At 39.6% G+C, this 21,518-nt stretch carries 14 protein-coding genes, 25 tRNA genes and 3 rRNA genes; 40 read left to right on the top strand and 2 right to left on the bottom strand.

Going from position 1 to position 21,518, the window contains the following annotated elements:
* Positions 1 to 73: 73 nt before the first annotated feature.
* The gene (locus FGL66_RS06540; protein ID WP_180809046.1) at positions 74 to 1,372 is read right to left on the bottom strand and encodes a glutamate-1-semialdehyde 2,1-aminomutase; all 1,299 of its coding nucleotides are present in this window, start codon (positions 1,370 to 1,372) and stop codon (positions 74 to 76) included.
* Positions 1,373 to 1,455: 83 nt separating this feature from the next.
* Here FGL66_RS06540 and FGL66_RS06535 point away from each other — a divergent pair, with 83 nt between their 5' ends.
* The 30 genes from FGL66_RS06535 to FGL66_RS06390 all read left to right on the top strand — a co-directional run bounded on the left by FGL66_RS06535 (position 1,456) and on the right by FGL66_RS06390 (position 11,267).
* Positions 1,456 to 1,914: a peroxiredoxin gene (locus FGL66_RS06535; protein ID WP_180809045.1), complete on the top strand. Its 459-nt coding sequence runs from the start codon at positions 1,456 to 1,458 to the stop codon at positions 1,912 to 1,914.
* A gap of 4 nt (positions 1,915 to 1,918) precedes the next feature.
* Positions 1,919 to 2,869, top strand: coding sequence for a phosphoglycerate dehydrogenase (locus FGL66_RS06530; RefSeq protein WP_180809044.1), 951 nt, complete (start codon positions 1,919 to 1,921; stop codon positions 2,867 to 2,869).
* Between the two features lie 84 nt (positions 2,870 to 2,953).
* The gene (perR, locus tag FGL66_RS06525) at positions 2,954 to 3,421 is read left to right on the top strand and encodes a peroxide-responsive transcriptional repressor PerR (protein ID WP_180809043.1); all 468 of its coding nucleotides are present in this window, start codon (positions 2,954 to 2,956) and stop codon (positions 3,419 to 3,421) included.
* A gap of 693 nt (positions 3,422 to 4,114) precedes the next feature.
* Positions 4,115 to 5,665: ribosomal RNA gene (locus FGL66_RS06520) — 16S ribosomal RNA — on the top strand.
* A 102-nt stretch (positions 5,666 to 5,767) separates the two neighbouring features.
* Positions 5,768 to 5,844: transfer RNA gene (locus FGL66_RS06515), tRNA-Ile, on the top strand.
* Between the two features lie 23 nt (positions 5,845 to 5,867).
* Positions 5,868 to 5,943, top strand: a tRNA-Ala gene (locus FGL66_RS06510).
* Positions 5,944 to 6,112: 169 nt separating this feature from the next.
* A 23S ribosomal RNA gene (locus tag FGL66_RS06505) occupies positions 6,113 to 9,037 on the top strand.
* Positions 9,038 to 9,110: 73 nt separating this feature from the next.
* Positions 9,111 to 9,225 (top strand): 5S ribosomal RNA (rrf, locus tag FGL66_RS06500).
* The 16S, 23S and 5S rRNA genes sit together here with 24 tRNA genes alongside, the layout of an rRNA operon.
* Positions 9,226 to 9,235: 10 nt before the next feature.
* A tRNA-Val gene (locus tag FGL66_RS06495) sits at positions 9,236 to 9,311 on the top strand.
* 7 nt (positions 9,312 to 9,318) lie between these two features.
* Positions 9,319 to 9,394: transfer RNA gene (locus FGL66_RS06490), tRNA-Thr, on the top strand.
* Between the two features lie 9 nt (positions 9,395 to 9,403).
* Positions 9,404 to 9,479, top strand: a tRNA-Lys gene (locus tag FGL66_RS06485).
* A 7-nt stretch (positions 9,480 to 9,486) separates the two neighbouring features.
* Positions 9,487 to 9,568 (top strand) — tRNA-Leu (locus FGL66_RS06480).
* A gap of 6 nt (positions 9,569 to 9,574) precedes the next feature.
* Positions 9,575 to 9,649 (top strand) — tRNA-Gly (locus tag FGL66_RS06475).
* A 7-nt stretch (positions 9,650 to 9,656) separates the two neighbouring features.
* Positions 9,657 to 9,745 (top strand) — tRNA-Leu (locus tag FGL66_RS06470).
* Positions 9,746 to 9,755: 10 nt separating this feature from the next.
* Positions 9,756 to 9,829 (top strand) — tRNA-Arg (locus FGL66_RS06465).
* A 13-nt stretch (positions 9,830 to 9,842) separates the two neighbouring features.
* Positions 9,843 to 9,916 (top strand) — tRNA-Pro (locus FGL66_RS06460).
* Positions 9,917 to 9,937: 21 nt separating this feature from the next.
* Positions 9,938 to 10,013: transfer RNA gene (locus FGL66_RS06455), tRNA-Ala, on the top strand.
* 25 nt (positions 10,014 to 10,038) lie between these two features.
* A tRNA-Met gene (locus FGL66_RS06450) sits at positions 10,039 to 10,112 on the top strand.
* A gap of 30 nt (positions 10,113 to 10,142) precedes the next feature.
* Positions 10,143 to 10,216 (top strand) — tRNA-Ile (locus FGL66_RS06445).
* A gap of 9 nt (positions 10,217 to 10,225) precedes the next feature.
* Positions 10,226 to 10,318 (top strand) — tRNA-Ser (locus FGL66_RS06440).
* A 20-nt stretch (positions 10,319 to 10,338) separates the two neighbouring features.
* Positions 10,339 to 10,412: transfer RNA gene (locus tag FGL66_RS06435), tRNA-Met, on the top strand.
* A 10-nt stretch (positions 10,413 to 10,422) separates the two neighbouring features.
* Positions 10,423 to 10,499, top strand: a tRNA-Asp gene (locus FGL66_RS06430).
* 7 nt (positions 10,500 to 10,506) lie between these two features.
* Positions 10,507 to 10,582 (top strand) — tRNA-Phe (locus FGL66_RS06425).
* 11 nt (positions 10,583 to 10,593) lie between these two features.
* A tRNA-Thr gene (locus tag FGL66_RS06420) sits at positions 10,594 to 10,669 on the top strand.
* 7 nt (positions 10,670 to 10,676) lie between these two features.
* Positions 10,677 to 10,760 (top strand) — tRNA-Tyr (locus FGL66_RS06415).
* 11 nt (positions 10,761 to 10,771) lie between these two features.
* Positions 10,772 to 10,845: transfer RNA gene (locus FGL66_RS06410), tRNA-Trp, on the top strand.
* Positions 10,846 to 10,847: 2 nt separating this feature from the next.
* Positions 10,848 to 10,920: transfer RNA gene (locus FGL66_RS06405), tRNA-His, on the top strand.
* Positions 10,921 to 10,937: 17 nt separating this feature from the next.
* Positions 10,938 to 11,009, top strand: a tRNA-Gln gene (locus FGL66_RS06400).
* 8 nt (positions 11,010 to 11,017) lie between these two features.
* Positions 11,018 to 11,092: transfer RNA gene (locus FGL66_RS06395), tRNA-Cys, on the top strand.
* A gap of 101 nt (positions 11,093 to 11,193) precedes the next feature.
* Positions 11,194 to 11,267: transfer RNA gene (locus FGL66_RS06390), tRNA-Gly, on the top strand.
* Positions 11,268 to 11,863: 596 nt separating this feature from the next.
* Here the strand turns inward: FGL66_RS06390 and FGL66_RS06385 are convergent.
* Positions 11,864 to 11,947, bottom strand: a tRNA-Leu gene (locus FGL66_RS06385).
* A 214-nt stretch (positions 11,948 to 12,161) separates the two neighbouring features.
* On the opposite strand from FGL66_RS06385, the gene FGL66_RS06380 reads away from it, so the two are divergent.
* The 10 genes from FGL66_RS06380 to fumC all read left to right on the top strand — a co-directional run bounded on the left by FGL66_RS06380 (position 12,162) and on the right by fumC (position 21,515).
* Positions 12,162 to 13,220: a PTS sugar transporter subunit IIC gene (locus FGL66_RS06380; protein WP_180809042.1), complete on the top strand. Its 1,059-nt coding sequence runs from the start codon at positions 12,162 to 12,164 to the stop codon at positions 13,218 to 13,220.
* A 131-nt stretch (positions 13,221 to 13,351) separates the two neighbouring features.
* Entirely contained in the window at positions 13,352 to 14,812 is a 1,461-nt protein-coding gene (locus FGL66_RS06375; RefSeq protein WP_180809041.1) for an ABC transporter substrate-binding protein/permease, read from the top strand.
* Complete coding sequence (locus tag FGL66_RS06370) at positions 14,805 to 15,527, top strand: amino acid ABC transporter ATP-binding protein (protein WP_180809040.1); 723 nt, start codon at positions 14,805 to 14,807, stop codon at positions 15,525 to 15,527. The genes FGL66_RS06375 and FGL66_RS06370 overlap by 8 nt, the downstream gene beginning before the upstream one ends.
* Before the next feature lie 147 nt (positions 15,528 to 15,674).
* On the top strand, positions 15,675 to 16,802 hold the full coding sequence (gene queG / locus FGL66_RS06365) for a tRNA epoxyqueuosine(34) reductase QueG (RefSeq protein WP_180810490.1): 1,128 nt from the start codon (positions 15,675 to 15,677) through the stop codon (positions 16,800 to 16,802).
* A 2-nt stretch (positions 16,803 to 16,804) separates the two neighbouring features.
* Positions 16,805 to 17,275, top strand: a complete 471-nt coding sequence (gene trmL, locus FGL66_RS06360) for a tRNA (uridine(34)/cytosine(34)/5-carboxymethylaminomethyluridine(34)-2'-O)-methyltransferase TrmL (RefSeq protein WP_180809039.1) — start codon at positions 16,805 to 16,807, stop codon at positions 17,273 to 17,275.
* Positions 17,276 to 17,296: 21 nt separating this feature from the next.
* Complete coding sequence (gene nagA / locus FGL66_RS06355) at positions 17,297 to 18,475, top strand: N-acetylglucosamine-6-phosphate deacetylase (RefSeq protein ID WP_180809038.1); 1,179 nt, start codon at positions 17,297 to 17,299, stop codon at positions 18,473 to 18,475.
* Between the two features lie 23 nt (positions 18,476 to 18,498).
* Positions 18,499 to 19,098: a 6-phosphogluconolactonase gene (locus FGL66_RS06350; protein ID WP_180809037.1), complete on the top strand. Its 600-nt coding sequence runs from the start codon at positions 18,499 to 18,501 to the stop codon at positions 19,096 to 19,098.
* A gap of 21 nt (positions 19,099 to 19,119) precedes the next feature.
* Positions 19,120 to 19,272: an SAS053 family DNA gyrase inhibitor gene (locus tag FGL66_RS06345; protein ID WP_180810518.1), complete on the top strand. Its 153-nt coding sequence runs from the start codon at positions 19,120 to 19,122 to the stop codon at positions 19,270 to 19,272.
* A gap of 254 nt (positions 19,273 to 19,526) precedes the next feature.
* Positions 19,527 to 19,931, top strand: a complete 405-nt coding sequence (locus FGL66_RS06340; protein WP_180809036.1) for a hypothetical protein — start codon at positions 19,527 to 19,529, stop codon at positions 19,929 to 19,931.
* Positions 19,932 to 20,129: 198 nt separating this feature from the next.
* Entirely contained in the window at positions 20,130 to 21,515 is a 1,386-nt protein-coding gene (fumC, locus tag FGL66_RS06335) for a class II fumarate hydratase (protein WP_180809035.1), read from the top strand.
* Positions 21,516 to 21,518: the final 3 nt, after the last annotated feature.

The following is a 21,518-nucleotide window of genomic DNA, read 5'->3' as shown; positions in this document are numbered from 1 at the left end:
TACGATCCAACCTTAAGTGAGTTGGATCGTATAAGTTTAAATATATTTAATCTACCTCAATTCAGGTCAATTTTTAGTTTGATTGTGCGAGTTGTTTGAAAGCCAAGTCAGCTGCTGCTAATGTCTGATCAATATCTTCGTCTGTATGTTCTGTTGTTAAAAACCATGCTTCATATTTAGAAGGTGCAAGATTGATACCTTGATGTAGCATTAATTTGAAAAAGCGTGCAAATTGTTCTCCGTCTGATTGATCAGCTTGTTCATAGTGCGTTACTTTTTCATCTGTAAAATAAACAGTGAGTGCGCCTTTAACGCGATTAATAGTTGCTTTAATATGATATTTATCAATAGAGCTTTGTAATCCTTCTTCTAACTTTTGACCTAAACGATCTAATTCTTCATAAACACCATCTTGTTCAAGCACTTCTAATAGTGCGATACCCGCTTTCATTGATAGTGGATTACCAGCCATTGTACCGGCTTGGTAAGCAGGACCAAGAGGGGCGACTTGCTCCATAATATCTTGGCGACCCCCGTAGCCACCAATAGGTAATCCACCACCTACAATTTTACCGAATGCAGTGAGATCAGGATAAACACCTAGTAGGTCTTGAGCTGCACCATAGTGAAAACGAAAAGCTGTAATAACTTCATCATAAATTACAAGACCACCATGTTCGTGTGTAATATCATTCACTTGTTCTAAGAAACCAGGCATAGGTTCTACCATACCAAAGTTCCCAACAATAGGTTCAACGAGTACACCGGCTACTTGTTCCCCCCAATGTGCCATAGCTTCTTTAAAGGCTTCGATGTCATTAAATGGAACGGTAATGACTTCTTGTGCGACACTTTGAGGTACACCAGCTGAGTCAGGAGAACCGAGTTGAGAAGGGCCGCTTCCAGCAGCAACAAGTACTAAGTCAGAATGTCCGTGATAGCAGCCAGCAAACTTAATAATTTTATTACGATTTGTATATGCGCGTGCGACACGAATCGTTGTCATAACAGCTTCAGTACCTGAGTTGACAAAACGCATTTTTTCGAGAGATGGAATAGCTGTGCGTAGTTTTTTTGCGAATTCAATTTCTAATTCAGTAGGTGTTCCATATAAAACACCTTGTGCAGCCTGTTCTTGAATTGCTTTTGTAATATGTGGATGTGCATGACCAGTAATAATAGGGCCATATGCTTGTAAATAGTCGATGTATTGATTGCCATCTACATCATATAGATAAGCACCCTTACCTGATTTCATAACAACAGGTGCACCGCCACCTACTGCTTTGTATGAACGTGATGGAGAGTTCACACCACCAAGAATATAGTCATTAGATTGAAGTTGTAATCGTTCACTGTTTTTGAAGTTCATTATCTTTCAGCCTCTTTCTGTTTAATATTCTCTCCTATTATCGTATTATAATGGTATTGAAATCAAGAGAGAGGGGTATATATATGTTACAAAAAGGGGAGCAATTTCCAGATTTTGAATTGACAAATCAAGATGGTAAAGTGATTACAAAAGCTTCATTGAAGGGACAAAAGACGATTTTATATTTTTATTCTAGAGACAATACACCAACATGTACAACAGAGGCTTGTGACTTTCGTGATAATTTAGCTTATTTTAATAATCTTAAAGTAAGTGTGTATGGGATTAGTGGAGACTCACAGCGTAAACATCAAAACTTTATAAAAAAACATAACTTAAACTTTGACTTATTAGTGGATGAAGCATATAAATTGTCAGAGGCGGTTGGTGTGTATCAACTGAAAAAGTCATTTGGCAAAACTTCTATGGGTATTGTAAGAACAACATTTATTTTAGATGAAAATGGAGATGTACTGGATGTCATTGAGAAAGTAAAAGTAAAAGAGCAGATGGCAAAACTCAAAGCAATATTGGAGGGATAGGGCGATGCTTGTTGTAAGTCTTATGAGGTTAAAAGAGGAAGAGGATAAATTATGTGAGCAATTTCCGAATGTTGACTTTAAATTTTATAAACATCCAGCCGAGTTACCAAAGGAAATACAACGAAAAATGGATGTTCTCATTTCATATCATCAAGTAGTTGATGAACAATTTATTGATGATGCGGTGAACCTGAAATGGATAGCTTGGTATGCAACAGGCGTAAATAGTTTGCCACTCAAAAAGTTAAGAGAGCGTGGTATTCGTTTAACTAATGCAAAAGGTGTTCATGCACAGCAGCTTAGTGAGTGGATTTTTGCATATATTCTGGATGATTATAAAGCGATGAAGGAAGTCTATAAAGAACAACAAGAGCGGCAATATAATTCTAAAAGGTTAACGCAGTCATTAAACGATGCAACAATACTTTTTTTAGGAACAGGCGTTATACCACAACGTGCTGCTCAAATTGCTAAAGTATTCGGAATGAAAACAATAGGTTTAAATACCTCAGGACATTCTGTTGAACATTTTGATAAAACATATCCTCTATCCGAGAGAAAGCATCTTTATAAAGAAGCGGATATTATAGTGAATGTCTTACCGGAAACGAGTGAAACTTATCATTTATTAACGGCTTATGACTTCAAAGCGATGAATGAACATAGTTTATTTATTAATATTGGTCGAGGGACTATCACTGAGACCAACATACTCGTAAAAGCGATGAAAGAAAAGTGGATTAGAGCAGCATATTTAGATGTATTTGAGGAAGAACCATTAACACCAGATTCACCTTTGTATAAAATAGAAAATGTTTTTCTAACAAGTCATATTACAGGCAATGGTAGCCAAAATAAAATGAAAGCAACGAAAATATTAATAAAGAACTTGAATAGCTTTCTCAATTGCGATGCTTTAATTGAGAACGAAGTCGATTTAACAAAGGGATATTAGTATAATCATTGACAATAACTTATAAAAAGAATTATATTATTGTTAAGTAATAATTATTATTAATTAGAAAGACGGGTGAGAATTATGACTACGGAATTAGAAACACACCATCACGAACATCAATTGCAGGATTCTATTGCGTCATTAAGAAAAGCAGGTGTTCGAATTACACCACAAAGGCAAGCAATTCTTAATTTCCTGATTAAGGTAGAAACTCATCCGACTGCTGACGAAATTTATCAATCGCTATCACCTGACTTTCCTAATATCAGCGTGGCAACAATATATAATAACCTTAAAGTCTTCAAAAAAATAGGGATTGTCAAAGAATTAACATATGGTGATGCATCAAGCCGTTTTGATTTTGATACGCATAACCATTACCATGTCATATGTGAGAACTGTGGAAAGATTGTTGATTTTCATTACCCACTACTAAGTGAAGTAGAACAGTTAGCACAACATGTTACTAATTTTGAAGTCTCACATCATCGTATGGAAATCTATGGTATATGTGAAGCATGTCAACAATTAGAACAAAATAAAAAATAATATAGAACACCTCTTGCTTTTTGAGTAGGAGGTGTTTTTGTGAATGATATAAAGTAATTATATTTAAGAGGCTGTCATGATGATAGAAGAAGCGTTGAAATACATTCATATCAGCTTAAGTTACTATATTAAAATGGAATATTTTTCACAATTCAATATGTAATATTAGCGAGAAGGTGTTAGTATAAGGACAATATCAATATTATAGTATTGAATTTATCACGGTAATATTTAGAGATAATGATTTATTAATATAACTCTAAATGTGTTTCTTTTCTTTAGTTTGGTAATTTTGATATAAAATAATGTAGAAATATTGTTGACCTTTTCTGTATACCTTGATATTATGAAGCAGTCGTCAAAAGAAAAGCTTAATTTAAGAAATTAATTTGCTTTTTGATTGAATTTCGAAAGTGTAAAATTAACACTTGAATATTTCTTTTGAACGATATATCATAAATCGTGTTGCAAATATTGCAACAAACGAGTTTTAAAACGATTTAAAATAATTTACAAAAAGTGTTGACAAACATAAAACACTTCAGTAAAATAATTAATCGTAACAGCAAAAATGAACATTGAAAACTGAATGACAATATGTCAACGTTAATTCCGATAAATTGAGTACTAACGATAGTACTTTCGAGAGTGATTGACTTAAACAATCAAACGAGCTATATCAAGCTTACTTCTTTTATGGAGAGTTTGATCCTGGCTCAGGATGAACGCTGGCGGCGTGCCTAATACATGCAAGTCGAGCGAACAGATGAGGTGCTTGCACCTCTGATGTTAGCGGCGGACGGGTGAGTAACACGTGGGTAACCTACCTATAAGACTGGAATAACTCCGGGAAACCGGGGCTAATGCCGGATAACATGTTGAACCGCATGGTTCAACAGTGAAAGACGGTCTTGCTGTCACTTATAGATGGACCCGCGCCGTATTAGCTAGTTGGTGAGGTAACGGCTCACCAAGGCGACGATACGTAGCCGACCTGAGAGGGTGATCGGCCACACTGGAACTGAGACACGGTCCAGACTCCTACGGGAGGCAGCAGTAGGGAATCTTCCGCAATGGGCGAAAGCCTGACGGAGCAACGCCGCGTGAGTGATGAAGGTCTTCGGATCGTAAAGCTCTGTTATTAGGGAAGAACAAACGTGTAAGTAACTGTGCACGTCTTGACGGTACCTAATCAGAAAGCCACGGCTAACTACGTGCCAGCAGCCGCGGTAATACGTAGGTGGCAAGCGTTATCCGGAATTATTGGGCGTAAAGCGCGCGTAGGCGGTTTTTTAAGTCTGATGTGAAAGCCCACGGCTCAACCGTGGAGGGTCATTGGAAACTGGAAAACTTGAGTGCAGAAGAGGAAAGTGGAATTCCATGTGTAGCGGTGAAATGCGCAGAGATATGGAGGAACACCAGTGGCGAAGGCGGCTTTCTGGTCTGCAACTGACGCTGATGTGCGAAAGCGTGGGGATCAAACAGGATTAGATACCCTGGTAGTCCACGCCGTAAACGATGAGTGCTAAGTGTTAGGGGGTTTCCGCCCCTTAGTGCTGCAGCTAACGCATTAAGCACTCCGCCTGGGGAGTACGGTCGCAAGACTGAAACTCAAAGGAATTGACGGGGACCCGCACAAGCGGTGGAGCATGTGGTTTAATTCGAAGCAACGCGAAGAACCTTACCAAATCTTGACATCCTTTGACCGCACTAGAGATAGTGTTTTCCTCTTCGGAGGACAAAGTGACAGGTGGTGCATGGTTGTCGTCAGCTCGTGTCGTGAGATGTTGGGTTAAGTCCCGCAACGAGCGCAACCCTTAAGCTTAGTTGCCATCATTAAGTTGGGCACTCTAAGTTGACTGCCGGTGACAAACCGGAGGAAGGTGGGGATGACGTCAAATCATCATGCCCCTTATGATTTGGGCTACACACGTGCTACAATGGACATTACAAAGGGCAGCGAAACCGCGAGGTCAAGCAAATCCCATAAAGATGTTCTCAGTTCGGATTGTAGTCTGCAACTCGACTACATGAAGCTGGAATCGCTAGTAATCGTAGATCAGCATGCTACGGTGAATACGTTCCCGGGTCTTGTACACACCGCCCGTCACACCACGAGAGTTTGTAACACCCGAAGCCGGTGGAGTAACCTTTTGGAGCTAGCCGTCGAAGGTGGGACAAATGATTGGGGTGAAGTCGTAACAAGGTAGCCGTATCGGAAGGTGCGGCTGGATCACCTCCTTTCTAAGGATATATACGGAACATCATCTCAGATGATGATAGCGGATTAACGTGACATATTGTATTCAGTTTTGAATGCTCATATTTGAGGATTCAATATAAAATGGGCCTATAGCTCAGCTGGTTAGAGCGCACGCCTGATAAGCGTGAGGTCGGTGGTTCGAGTCCACTTAGGCCCACCATTAAAAGCATATAGAGTATTTATGGGGGCTTAGCTCAGCTGGGAGAGCGCCTGCTTTGCACGCAGGAGGTCAGCGGTTCGATCCCGCTAGTCTCCACCATTTAAATTGTACATTGAAAACTAGATAAGTAAGTATAAATGATTTTACCAAGCAAAACCGAGTGAATAGCGAAAGCTTGAAACTAAATTATCGCTAGTCGTCAATAGACGACTCACATAATTAATAACTGGTGATTGACAGGTCATTGGACTTGCCAATATCACAATAAGATTAAGTTATTAAGGGCGCACGGTGAATACCTTGGCACTAGAAGCCGATGAAGGACGTTACTAACGACGATATGCTTTGGGGAGCTGTAAGTAAGCTTTGATCCAGAGATTTCCGAATGGGGGAACCCAGCACGAGTTATGTCGTGTTATCCACATGTGAATACATAGCATGTGAGAAGGTAGACCCGGAGAACTGAAACATCTTAGTACCCGGAGGAAGAGAAAGAAAAATCGATTCCCTGAGTAGCGGCGAGCGAAACGGGAAAAGCCCAAACCAACAAGCTTGCTTGTTGGGGTTGTAGGACACTCTATACGGAGTTACAAATGGCTATGTTAGACGAATAACCTGGAAAGGTTAATCAAAGAAGGTAATAATCCTGTAGTCGAAAACATAGACACTCTTGAGTGGATCCTGAGTACGACGGAGCACGTGAAATTCCGTCGGAATCTGGGAGGACCATCTCCTAAGGCTAAATACTCTCTAGTGACCGATAGTGAACCAGTACCGTGAGGGAAAGGTGAAAAGTACCCCGGAAGGGGAGTGAAAGAGAACTTGAAACCGTGTGCTTACAAGTAGTCAGAGCCCGTTAATGGGTGATGGCGTGCCTTTTGTAGAATGAACCGGCGAGTTACGATCTGATGCAAGGTTAAGCAGAAAATGTGGAGCCGCAGCGAAAGCGAGTCTGAATAGGGCGAATGAGTATTTGGTCGTAGACCCGAAACCAGGTGATCTACCCTTGGTCAGGTTGAAGTTCAGGTAACACTGAATGGAGGACCGAACCGACTTACGTTGAAAAGTGAGCGGATGAACTGAGGGTAGCGGAGAAATTCCAATCGAACTTGGAGATAGCTGGTTCTCTCCGAAATAGCTTTAGGGCTAGCCTCAAGTGATGATTATTGGAGGTAGAGCACTGTTTGGACGAGGGGCCCCTCTCGGGTTACCGAATTCAGACAAACTCCGAATGCCAAATAATTTAACTTGGGAGTCAGAATGTGGGTGATAAGGTCCATATTCGAAAGGGAAACAGCCCAGACCACCAGCTAAGGTCCCAAAATATATGTTAAGTGGAAAAGGATGTGGCGTTGCCCAGACAACTAGGATGTTGGCTTAGAAGCAGCCATCATTTAAAGAGTGCGTAATAGCTCACTAGTCGAGTGACACTGCGCCGAAAATGTACCGGGGCTAAACATATTACCGAAGCTGTGGATTGTCCTTTGGACAATGGTAGGAGAGCGTTCTAAGGGCGTTGAAGCATGATCGCAAGGACATGTGGAGCGCTTAGAAGTGAGAATGCCGGTGTGAGTAGCGAAAGACGGGTGAGAATCCCGTCCACCGATTGACTAAGGTTTCCAGAGGAAGGCTCGTCCGCTCTGGGTTAGTCGGGTCCTAAGCTGAGGCCGACAGGCGTAGGCGATGGATAACAGGTTGATATTCCTGTACCACCTAATTTCGTTTTAAGCGATGGGGGGACGCAGTAGGATAGGCGAAGCGTGCTGTTGGAGTGCACGTCCAAGCAGTGAGGTTGAGTGTTAGGCAAATCCGGCACTCATAAAGACTGAGCTGTGATGGGGAGAGAAAACACGTTTTCTCGAGTCGTTGATTTCACACTGCCGAGAAAAGCCTCTAGCTAGAAAGTAGGTGCCCGTACCGCAAACCGACACAGGTAGTCAAGATGAGAATTCTAAGGTGAGCGAGCGAACTCTCGTTAAGGAACTCGGCAAAATGACCCCGTAACTTCGGGAGAAGGGGTGCTCTTTAGGGTTCACGCTCTGAAGAGCCGCAGTGAATAGGCCCAAGCGACTGTTTATCAAAAACACAGGTCTCTGCTAAACCGTAAGGTGACGTATAGGGGCTGACGCCTGCCCGGTGCTGGAAGGTTAAGAGGAGTGGTTAGCTTCTGCGAAGCTACGAATCGAAGCCCCAGTAAACGGCGGCCGTAACTATAACGGTCCTAAGGTAGCGAAATTCCTTGTCGGGTAAGTTCCGACCCGCACGAAAGGCGTAACGATTTGGGCACTGTCTCAACGAGAGACTCGGTGAAATCATAGTACCGGTGAAGATGCCGGTTACCCGCGACAGGACGGAAAGACCCCGTGGAGCTTTACTGTAGCCTGATATTGAAATTCGGTACAGTTTGTACAGGATAGGTAGGAGCCTTAGAAGCGTGAGCGCTAGCTTACGTGGAGGCATTGGTGGGATACTACCCTAATTGTATTGGATTTCTAACCCGCAGCACTTATCGTGCTGGGAGACAGTGTCAGGCGGGCAGTTTGACTGGGGCGGTCGCCTCCTAAAGTGTAACGGAGGCGCTCAAAGGTTCCCTCAGAATGGTTGGAAATCATTCATAGAGTGTAAAGGCATAAGGGAGCTTGACTGCGAGACCTACAAGTCGAGCAGGGTCGAAAGACGGACTTAGTGATCCGGTGGTTCCGCATGGAAGGGCCATCGCTCAACGGATAAAAGCTACCCCGGGGATAACAGGCTTATCTCCCCCAAGAGTTCACATCGACGGGGAGGTTTGGCACCTCGATGTCGGCTCATCGCATCCTGGGGCTGTAGTCGGTCCCAAGGGTTGGGCTGTTCGCCCATTAAAGCGGTACGCGAGCTGGGTTCAGAACGTCGTGAGACAGTTCGGTCCCTATCCGTCGTGGGCGTAGGAAATTTGAGAGGCGCTGTCCTTAGTACGAGAGGACCGGGATGGACATACCTCTGGTGTACCAGTTGTCGCGCCAGCGGCATAGCTGGGTAGCTATGTATGGACGGGATAAGTGCTGAAAGCATCTAAGCATGAAGCCCCCCTCGAGATGAGATTTCCCAACTTCGGTTATAAGATCCCTCAAAGATGATGAGGTCAATAGGTTCGAGGTGGAAGCGTAGTGATACGTGGAGCTGACGAATACTAATCGATCGAAGACTTAATCAATTTTTATTCTTTCGGTTTCTCTTGTGAAACTTTTATACTTACAATCTAGTTTTGAATGTATAACATTCTTTTATCTGGTGCCTATGGCAAAGAGGTCACACCTGTTCCCATGCCGAACACAGTAGTTAAGCTCTTTAGCGCCGATGGTAGTCGGACTTACGTTCCGCAAGAGTAGGACGGTGCCAGGTTTTATTTAATGGAGAATTAGCTCAGCTGGGAGAGCATCTGCCTTACAAGCAGAGGGTCGGCGGTTCGAACCCGTCATTCTCCACCATTTATTCGCCGGCCTAGCTCAATTGGTAGAGCAACTGACTTGTAATCAGTAGGTTGGGGGTTCAAGTCCTCTGGCCGGCACCATCTTAATAAGAGCCATTAGCTCAGTTGGTAGAGCATCTGACTTTTAATCAGAGGGTCAGAGGTTCGAATCCTCTATGGCTCACCATTCATACGCGGGTGTGGCGGAATTGGCAGACGCACTAGACTTAGGATCTAGCGCCTTACGGCGTGGGGGTTCGACTCCCTTCACCCGCATATTATGCAGAAGTAGTTCAGCGGTAGAATACAACCTTGCCAAGGTTGGGGTCGCGGGTTCGAATCCCGTCTTCTGCTCCATTATTTTGCCGGGGTGGCGGAACTGGCAGACGCACAGGACTTAAAATCCTGCGGTAAGTGATTACCGTACCGGTTCGATTCCGGTCCTCGGCACCATCTGAAATATGCGCCCGTAGCTCAACTGGATAGAGCGTTTGACTACGGATCAAGAGGTTATGGGTTCGACTCCTATCGGGCGCGCTACATATTTTTTCGGGAAGTAGCTCAGCTTGGTAGAGCACTTGGTTTGGGACCAAGGGGTCGCAGGTTCAAATCCTGTCTTCCCGACTTCTAAACAAATCAACATATGGGGGCTTAGCTCAGCTGGGAGAGCGCCTGCTTTGCACGCAGGAGGTCAGCGGTTCGATCCCGCTAGTCTCCACCATTTTAAACTTAATACAACTATATATGGCGGCGTAGCTCAGCTGGCTAGAGCGTACGGTTCATACCCGTGAGGTCGGGGGTTCGATCCCCTCCGCCGCCACTAATTATTAGTTGATAGAAATTATTATTAGGACCTTTAGCTCAGTTGGTTAGAGCTAACGGCTCATAACCGTTCGGTCGCAGGTTCGAGTCCTGCAAGGTCCATATAATTATGGAGGAATACCCAAGTCTGGCTGAAGGGATCGGTCTTGAAAACCGACAGGGGCTTAACGGCTCGCGGGGGTTCGAATCCCTCTTCCTCCGCCATTGTATTTAATTTCTATTGTCGCGGGATGGAGCAGTTCGGTAGCTCGTCGGGCTCATAACCCGAAGGTCGGTGGTTCAAATCCGCCTCCCGCAATATTTTAAGTGGTCCCGTAGTGGAGCGGTTTAACACGCCTGCCTGTCACGCAGGAGATCGCGGGTTCGATTCCCGTCGGGACCGCCATTATTATGGTTCAGTAGCTCAGTCGGTAGAGCAAAGGACTGAAAATCCTTGTGTCGGCGGTTCGATTCCGTCCTGAACCACCATTTTTATTTTTGCCGGCCTAGCTCAATTGGTAGAGCAACTGACTTGTAATCAGTAGGTTGGGGGTTCAAGTCCTCTGGCCGGCACCATCTGTATGGAGGGGTAGCGAAGTGGCTAAACGCGGCGGACTGTAAATCCGCTCCTTCGGGTTCGGCAGTTCGAATCTGCCCCCCTCCACCATCTTATAAAATAGGGGCATAGTTCAACGGTAGAATAGAGGTCTCCAAAACCTTTGATGTGGGTTCGATTCCTACTGCCCCTGCCATGGCGGCTGTGGCGAAGTGGTTAACGCATCGGATTGTGGTTCCGACATTCGTGGGTTCGATTCCCATCAGCCGCCCTTATCAATAGTATTAATGGGCTATAGCCAAGCGGTAAGGCAACGGACTTTGACTCCGTCACTCGCTGGTTCGAATCCAGCTAGCCCAGTTCCTTTTGGCGGCATAGCCAAGTGGTAAGGCCGGGGTCTGCAAAACCCCTATTCACCGGTTCAAATCCGGTTGCCGCCTCCATTGTTAAAATTATGCGGGAATATTTTAATTTTAGAATACTTTCCTTCCTGGAAAGAGGTACAGGTGTAAGTCCTGTTTTCCGCTCCATATTATATTATTATGCGGGAGTAGTTCAATTTCAGAATACTTTCCTTCCCGGAAAGAGGTATAGGTGTGAGTCCTATCTTCCGCTCCATATTGTATTTTAAAGCCGAACCATTATATGTTTTTGTTAACATATAATATGGACGGTATTTTTATTATTAATTTATATACGCAGAAATAGCTAGGCATGTCTAAGCGTACACTCTTGATGGAGTTGTACGCTTTTTAAGTACCATCGTTTCTGGATTTCTCACTTCGGCTCATTATGCAAGGCTTTTCACAACGGATATTTATAATGTTGTTTCGCTAGGTTAAAGTAAACATGGGATTCTTGAGACTTTAACCATCATTATATCGAGACATACACTTACCATGGTTATAAATGTATCCCTCATTCTTGTGATCAAAAGTATGCTATAAATGACTGTGAGAAGTTGACTTCACACTGCAACATCTACCACTTGTATAATTTTTGTCTTTTTTTAATATATCATTACACATAGGCGCATCATGTGTCTTTTAATTTGGGTTTAGGGAGTTAAAATTATAGAGACATATGCGCTTTTTGTATACTAAAAAAGGTGAGACAGCATATGCCATCCCACCACAAAAGTTGAAGAACCAAAATGTAAGTTTTTGTATATCAAAAGATGGACTAGACGAGCAATCTAGTCCATCTTTTAATTATACCGATGGTCGGGGTCGAACCGACACGTCCTAATGGACACGGGATTTTGAGTCCCGCGCGTCTGCCAATTCCGCCACATCGGCAAGATTTTATCAGATGAAATATATCCATCTCAAAACCACATGTTCACATTATAATATGTAGTTTAGTAAACGTCAATGGTTTTATAATAGATAAAGCGTTTTTATTATGAGCCTTATAGAGTTACTTTAATTAATCAGAAAATTATTGAAGTTTTATTGTAGCACTATCTATTTTATATTATGATATACATATTAAAAATAGGAGGATATTAAAGTGGGGAAGGTTAAAACGAATTATAAACAGTTTTTCACTCATATATTAAATGCAGTAGGAGCAGGGGTGGTTATTGCATTATTACCCAATGCATTGCTAGGTGAATTATTAAAATTTTTTAAAGAAGGAAATGAAACACTTGAACTGATTTATCAACTTGTTATTGTTATTCAATCGTTTATGGCTTTTATTATTGGTACTTTGGCTGCACATATGTTTAAGTTTTCTGGACCAGGTAGTGTATTTGTAGGAACATCAGCTATGCTAGGTTCAGGTGTTATTGTGATTGAAAATGGCATGATTATGTTACAAGGTATAGGCGATATTATTAATGTTATTATTATCGTTAGTTTTGCATGTGCATTATTTATGTTGTTAAGAGGACGCTTTGGTTCACTTGAAATGATTATTTTACCTGTTTTCATACCTGTAACCTCTGGTTTTGTTGGATTGCTTATTTTGCCGTATGTTAGAAAAGTGACACAGACATTAGGCTCACTTATTCATTCGTTTACAGAGTTGAACCCATTATTAATGAGTATCCTTATCGCTATGGCATTTGCATTATTGATGGTAACACCGATTTCTCTTGTAGCGATTGCGACTGCTATCACTTTAAGTGGTCTTGGTAGTGGTGCAGGTAATATGGGAATTGTTGCAGCATGCGTGACGTTCCTCTTTGGCTCTTTATCGGTGAATAAAGCAGGTGTTAATATTGTGCTATTAATAGGTGCAGCTAAGATGATGATTCCAGTTTACTTAAAACATCCTATTATTATGGTTCCATTGGCGATAAATGGTGCAATTGCAGGTGTTATTACATATTTAATTGGCATTAAAGGAACACCTATGTCAGCAGGTTTTGGATATACTGGTCTGGTAGGCCCTATTAATGCATTTAATCGTATGGATGGAGATCCAACGATGAATGCATTGTTGCTCTTCTTTGGATATTTTGTAGTACCGTTTACGTTGGCATTTGTTGTACATCAGGTTTGTAAACGTGTACTGCCAGGATATTCTGATGATATTTATCGTTTTGAGTTACCAAAACAATAGAATGCTTTTATGAACATGAGATGGTATTATGGGTGTTTTTCCTATAATATCATCTTATATTTTTAAAATCTTATTGCATAAAATTTCAACTATATGTATAATAATGAATATTATAAGAGGGAGGTCATGTGATGAAATATATACAAAAGTTAGGCTGTATCATCATTGCGTTAGTTATTTTATGTTCTATTGTTCCATTGAACACTGATGTTCATGCAGCTGAAGATAAACATTGGGATAAGATTGAACAACGTGGTGAATTAAGAGTAGGATTGTCTGCTGACTATGCACCAATGGAGTTTGAAAGAACTGTTAATGGTAAGCGTGAATATGCGGGAATAGACATAGAATTGGCGAAAAAAATTGCAGATGATCACGGTGTGAAACTTAAAATAGTCAATATGCAGTTTGACAGTTTATTAGGTGCATTAAAGACAGGTAAAATAGACATGATTATCTCTGGTATGACACCGACTGCAGAACGTAAAAAAGAAGTGGATTTTTCTGATAGTTATATGACGGTTAAACAAACTGTTATCGTTAGAAAAAAAGATAAGGATAAATATAAAACTTTAGAAGATCTAGCAGGAAAACGAATTGGTGCACAAAAGCAGACTACACAAGAAGAATTAGCGCAAACTGAAATTCAGGATGCAGATGTTTTATCGTTAACACGTGTACCAGAAGTTATTTTATCATTAAAGAGTAATAAAATTGATGGTGTTGTACTTGATAGTGCTGTAGCAAATGCTTATTTAAAACAAAATCATGACCTCGCACTGTCAGATGTTTCATTTGCAGATTCTGAAAAACAAACAGCTGTTGCAGTACCTAAAGAATCACCTGAATTACTAGCGCGTATCAATGAATCTATTACAGATGTGAAAGAAAATAACTTAATTGACAAATTTGAAGATAAAGCCGCTCAAGCTATGAAAGAAGATGGTAGCTTTTTCTCTAAGTACGGTACGTTTTTTGTAACTGGACTTAAAAATACAATTATAATTTCTATTATAGGTGTTGTGTTAGGTGCTGTATTAGGTGCATTATTTGCATTGATGAAAATCAGTTCAATTCAGCCACTTAGATGGTTTGCATCAGCATATATCGAGTTTTTGAGAGGTACACCATTACTTGTTCAAGTGTTCTTGGTTTATTTTGGAACAACAGCTGTGTTAGGTCTTGATATATCTGCATTTATTTGTGGGGCTATTGCCTTGGTGATTAACTGCTCTGCATATATTGCAGAAATTATTCGTGCAGGTATCAATGCAGTAGACAAAGGACAGATGGAAGCAGCAAGAAGTTTAGGATTAAATTATAGTCAAACGATGAAAACAGTTATTATGCCTCAAGCAGTTAAAAAAATATTACCAGCACTGGGAAATGAATTTGTCACTGTGATTAAAGAATCATCCATTGTGTCAGTTATTGGTGTCAGCGAAATTATGTTTAATTCTCAGGTTGTACAGGGGGCGTCATTTGATCCATTTACACCGTTGTTAATTGCGGCAGTATTGTATTTTGTACTTACGTTCTCGTTGTCACGCTTGATGAATTTCTTTGAAGGGAGATTGAGTGTCAGTGATTAAAATAGATAATTTACACAAATCTTTTGGTAATCATGAAGTATTAACAGGAATCAATTTAGAAATAGCTAAAGGTGAAGTTGTTGCGATTATCGGTCCTTCAGGTAGTGGCAAAAGTACATTGTTACGCTGTATGAATTTACTAGAAACCCCAACAAAAGGTAGTGTTATTTTCGAAGGTAATGATCTAACAGATAAAGGAACAAAAGTAGATGAGTTAAGACAAAATATGGGCATGGTCTTCCAACATTTTAATTTATTTCCACATAAAAAAGTGATAGATAATATTATTTTAGCCCCATTAATGTTGAATAAAGGAGATAAAGAGACACTTACAAAGCAAGCTTTAGAGTTATTGGATAAAGTGGGTCTTAAAGATCGTGCAGATGCATATCCTAATCAATTGTCTGGTGGACAAAAGCAAAGGGTTGCTATTGCACGTGCCCTTGCAATGAATCCCAGTGTTTTGCTGTTTGATGAACCTACTTCGGCACTAGATCCAGAAGTAGTCGGAGAAGTGTTGAATGTTATGATGGATTTAGCCAAAGAAGGTATGACAATGGTTGTTGTGACGCATGAAATGGGCTTTGCTAAAAATGTCAGCGACCGTGTCGTATTTATGGCAGATGGTGTTGTTGTAGAAGATGATACACCACATAATATATTTGACAATCCACAGCATAAGCGTACACAAAACTTTTTAAGCCGTGTACTCTAGTTTATATAGGATGATCGTCTCAAGTACCTCAATTTTATTATGAGATACTTGAGTTTTTTTAATTTGATTGCGTATTATAAACTTGTTCATCGCCTAATATATAAAATATGTTAAAATGATAAAGGAACTTTTTGCGAGGTGACAACTATGGATATCTTACAGTTGAAACAGGACATCATTGCTTATGCACATACGATTGGTATCGATAGCATTGGATTTACAACTGCAGATCCATTTGATGAGTTAAAGCAAAAATTAGTAGATTATCATGCAAAAGGCTATGCATCAGGTTTTGAGCCATCAGATATTCATTTGCGTACAGAACCTAAATTATCCATGCCGACAGCACGTTCGATTATTGCAATTGCAGTTGGATACCCCAATCGTTTAAAAGATGCACCTAAAAGTAAGCGTGGAGAACGTAGAGGCATTTTTGCGCGTGCATCATGGGGGCAAGATTATCATAGTATTATGCGTAAAAGATTAGATGCACTGGCTGCTTATATTCAAGAAAAAGTACCCGATGTAGAAACGTTATCTATGGTTGATACAGGCGTACTGTCTGATCGAGCAGTAGCAGAACGAGCTGGACTGGGTTATGTCGGTCGCAATGGTTTTGTTATTAATCCAGACCTTGGGACTTGGACATATTTAGGGGAAATGCTCGTCAGTATTCCATTTCCACCAGATGATCCAATTATAGATAGTTGTGGCGATTGTACACTTTGTATAGATCGTTGTCCAACTGGTGCGCTTATTGGTAATGGACAGCTAAACAGTCAAAAGTGTATAAGTTTTTTAACACAAACGAAAGGCTATATGCCTGATCAATATCGATATAAAATTGGTAATCGCCTTTATGGTTGTGATACATGTCAACAAGTTTGTCCAAGAAATAGAGGCATTAATACAGAACATGATGATATTGTACTCGAACCAGATATTTTAAAGCCACGTCTTATTCCATTGTTGAAGATGAGTAATAAACAGTTTAAAGAAACATATGGTCATCTTGCTGGTGCATGGCGTGGTAAAAAGCCAATACAACGGAATGCAATATTGGCACTTGCACATTTTAAAGAGGAGACAGCAATACCTGAACTGAAGGATGTCGCTGAAACAGATCCAAGACCTATGATACGTGCAACTGCATTTTGGGCTATTGGTCAAATACTAGGGGAAGATGCAGAAACTTACATTATGTCACATTATGATACAGAATTAGAAGAAGTACAAATCGAAATGAAAAAGGGATTAGAAACGAGGAGACCATAAATATGAGTATTCACGTGGTATTATATCAACCTGAAATTCCAGCCAATACTGGAAATATCGCACGTACTTGTGCGGCAACAGATACTAAATTACATTTGATTCGACCTTTAGGCTTTAGTACAGATGATAAAATGTTAAAACGTGCTGGGCTAGATTATTGGAAGTTTGTTGATATTACATATTATGATAGTATAGAGGATTTTTTCGAACAGACAGAGGGTGAATATTATTTATTAACTAAGTTCGGCTCGAAAAATCATACATCACAAGATTTTTCGAATCGTAAAACCAATCATTATTTTATTTTTGGTAAAGAAACAACAGGTTTACCAAGCTGGGTTAAAGATAAATACGAAAATACGGCACTGCGCATTCCAATGAATAGTAATGTAAGAGCACTTAATTTATCCAATACAGCAGCCATATTAATTTATGAAGCGTTGCGTCAACAAGATTATCCTGATTTACAATAGAAAAGCAAAGAAGGGGTTTTAGTGGCAAAGATTTTTGTAATACAAGGTGGCACAATTTACACAGAAGATGGTGTCATTCAAAATGGGCATATTATTGTGAAAGAAGGTAAGATTCACCAAATCAGTCATACACCATACACAGGTGACTTGGATGTAGTAGATGCGACAGGACAGCATATCTTACCTGGATTTATAGATCTTCATATCCATGGTGGTTATGGTCATGATATTATGGATGCTTCTGTTGAAGGATTAGAGGTTTTATCCCAAAATTTATTGAGTGAGGGAACAACAAGCTATTTAGCGACAACAATGACACAATCAACAGATGCTATTAACAAAGCTTTAGCATCGATTGCAATGTACGTTAATGATATACAATGTGGTGATGATAAACATGGTGCTGAAATATTAGGTGTACATTTAGAAGGACCTTTTATTTCAGAATACAAGGTAGGCGCTCAGAACCCAGACTATGTTGAACGACCATCTGTGAGTAAAATTTCAGCATTTCAAAAGCACGCTGAGGGGCTTATTAAAGTGATAACATATGCACCTGAAGTAGAGGGAGCATCAGAAACATTAGCAAAACTGAGTAACTCGATTATTTTTTCGATAGGACATACGGTCGCTACATTTGATGAAGTGAATGAAGCAGTAGCTCATGGTGCAAAACATGTGACACATTTGTATAATGCAGGTACACCATTTATGCACCGAGAGCCAGGAGTTTTTGGAGCTGCTTGGACGAATCCGTTTTTACATACTGAGCTCATTGCAGATGGTATTCATGCACATCCAGCAGCAGTTCAAGTTGCATATCAAATGAAAGGGAATGCGCGTTTTTATTTAATTACCGATGCAATGCGAGCAAAAGGTTTGCAAGATGGTGAATATGATCTAGGTGGTCAGAATGTTATAGTGAAAGGTAAGGAAGCACGTTTGGTTAATGGTACGTTAGCCGGAAGTATTTTAAAGATGAATGATGGTTTGCGCAACTTAATGAACTTTACACAACAGTCATTAGAAGATTTATGGCGTGTTACAAGTTATAATCAAGCTAAAGCATTAAATATTTTAGACCAAAAAGGTAGTCTAAAAGAAGGTAAACAAGCAGATATTGTTATATTAGATCGTAATATCAATGTTTTAAAAACGATCAAAGCAGGGTATGTAGTAAATAATATTGACAATAAGTAATGATAATTGAGGAGTGGACAACGATGGCAATGAATTTTAAGATTTTTAAAGATCAAGAAACTGCAGCAACATTTGCAGCAGATATTTTGAGAAAACAATTCAACAATAATCCTACAACAATTGCGGGGGTTCATTTGTCACACGAATTAGCACCTGTTTTAGAAACATTACAAAAAAATGTAGAAGCGAATGCAGTAGATTTTAGTCAAATTCATATTTTAGATTATGATAAACAAGCATCTTATTATAAAAAATTAGGTGTGCCTGAAAAACAAATACATGAAGTTTCTGAAGACAATGACGTAGAGGCATTTATTAGTCGTCATGCAAAGACTAAAAATAACAAAGGAAAATTAACGCTTCAAGTGATTTCGATTAATCAACAAGGTGAAATAGGTCTTCCAATGAAAGAGAGTGTATTACCGGCACGTGAAATTATTTTAGTGATTACAGGTAGCAAAAAAGCAGATGTAGTGCGTAAATTGTATGAAGAGAATGGCAGCACAACTTTTATACCATCAGCACTAAAAGAACATCGTATGGTTAATGTTGTATTGGATGAAGCAGCTGCACAAGGATTACCAAAAGATGTTAGGGAATATTTCACACAACTTTATGCCTAACACAAGAGGAGGCGTATGATCATGTTAGAGAAAAAAGAACATGACAATGAAATGGTAGAAAGCTTTGATGATGTTGTAGAGCTTGGAAAAGAGATGGAACAAATCTCAGAAGCAAATGACGAAGAAAAATATGACCAATCGCATAAAGAGATTAAACCAAACACCCATGATTAATATCGAATCTATGTATGATTCAATCTGATATTCGAAAGATAGCGCGTTTACTAAAATGATGTGCTGTCTTTTTTGTGCATTATTCAATTCATAATAATGTACTAGGACATAGGCAACATTGTCCTAAGAAAATGAATGACGAATAGATTAATGTGTTAAATATGTCTATAAATAGATATAAATTTGTCAATGTTATTGTGAGTTTCATATGGTAAAATAACTAAGAATTTACTATTAAAATTAAGGTGACATATATGAAACTTTATAAATATTGGATACCGTTACTAGTTATTTCAACAGTTGTTAATTTTATATCTATCAAAGGTTTTCCGCTAGCTTTAGGGACATTATATCTACCGGTATTATTTAAGGTTGTACAACTACAAATGAAATTATCAGATGGTTTGGTGGATCAGTCTGTTACTCCTGAAACGTTTATACGTAGCAATCAAAAAGGAGTGATAATTAGTGTGATTTGTTGTATTGCAATTACAATGGGATTATACGTATATTTAGATCATTTTTATGCAACATTAGATGGTATATGGGCATTTATTATTCGTATGAGCCCCTTGTCAGTGGTAGTCGGTACAATCTTATACATTTTATCAGCGATTGCAGTCGTACAGGCGGTCAAGTATCGTTATCAAGAGCAATAATGTCAAACATAGATAGGAAGCGCGTGTTTTAAAGGTAGAAAGTTATCTTTAAAATACGTGCTTTTTTAATCGTGTATTCAACCATAAAAGTATGGATTTTTTTAGTGGATAAATATGGGATGTAATTGAATGAATATTTCGTTTAATGCTATAATTTAAGTGAAGATTATAATTATAAACATAAAGGGGACGAGTAATATGTCTATAAGAATTGAACACGATACGTTTGGAGAAATAGAGGTACCCGCAGATAAATATTGGGGCGCACAAACACAACGTAGTAAGCAAAATTTCCCAGTAGGTAAAGAAAAAATGCCGATCGAAGTGGTATACGGATTTGCACAATTAAAACGTGCAGCAGCAATTGCTAATCATGAATTAGGTAAGTTAAGTGATGCTAAAAAAGAAGCAATTGTATATGCATGTGATCGTATTTTAGCTGGAGAGTTAGATGAACATTTTCCACTAGTTGTTTGGCAAACAGGAAGTGGTACACAAAGTAACATGAATGTGAATGAAGTTGTAAGTTTTGTAGCTAATAAATATTTAGCCGAACAAGGTTATGATGACAAAATTCATCCCAATGATGATGTTAACAAGTCACAAAGCTCAAATGATACATTTCCAACAGCAATGCATGTCGCACTCTATCATGAAATTGAACAAAAGTTAGTGCCAGCATTGAAAGGTTTGCGCGAAACATTTTATGAAAAAGAACAAGCGTATAAAGCAATTATTAAAATTGGGCGAACACATTTACAAGATGCAACACCGATTACTTTAGGACAAGAAATTAGTGGTTGGCGTTATATGTTAGATGTTTGTGAACAGTTGATTACAGATTCTAAAAAGCATATTTTAAATCTTGCTATCGGTGGTACAGCAGTAGGAACTGGGATTAATGCACATCCGGAATTTGGTACAAAAGTTGCACAAAACATTGCAAACCATACCGGTTATCCATTTGTGTCATCTCCAAATAAGTTTCACGCGTTAACAGCACATGATGAAGTTGTACAATTACATGGCAGTTTAAAAGCATTAGCAGGGGACTTAATGAAAATTGCTAATGATATCAGATGGTTAGCTTCTGGACCACGTGCAGGTTTAGCAGAAATTTCAATCCCAGAAAATGAGCCGGGATCATCTATTATGCCGGGGAAAGTCAATCCTACACAATGTGAAATGTTAACAATGGTAGCTGTACAAGTCATGGGAAATGACACCGTTGTAGGTATTTCAAGCTCACAAGGTAACTTCGAATTAAATGTATTTAAGCCTGTTATTTTACACAATACATTACAATCTATATATTTATTGACAGATGGTATGAATACATTCAATGATAATTGTGCAGTAGGTATTGAACCAATTGAAGCACATATTGATAACTACTTAAATCAGTCATTGATGCTTGTAACAGCATTAAACCCACATATTGGTTATGAAAATGCTGCATTTATTGCTAAAAAAGCACACAAAGAAGGCTTAACATTAAAAGAGGCAGCCATTGCTTCTGGACATTTAACTGAAGCACAGTTTGAAGAATGGATTCGTCCAGCAGACATGGTTCACCCCAAATAAGTA

This window comes from Staphylococcus sp. 17KM0847 (assembly GCF_013463155.1).
Taxonomy (GTDB): Bacteria; Bacillota; Bacilli; order Staphylococcales; family Staphylococcaceae; genus Staphylococcus.
The sequence above is the reverse complement of the archived record's forward strand: the minus strand, read 5'-3'. Positions and strand labels throughout refer to the sequence as shown.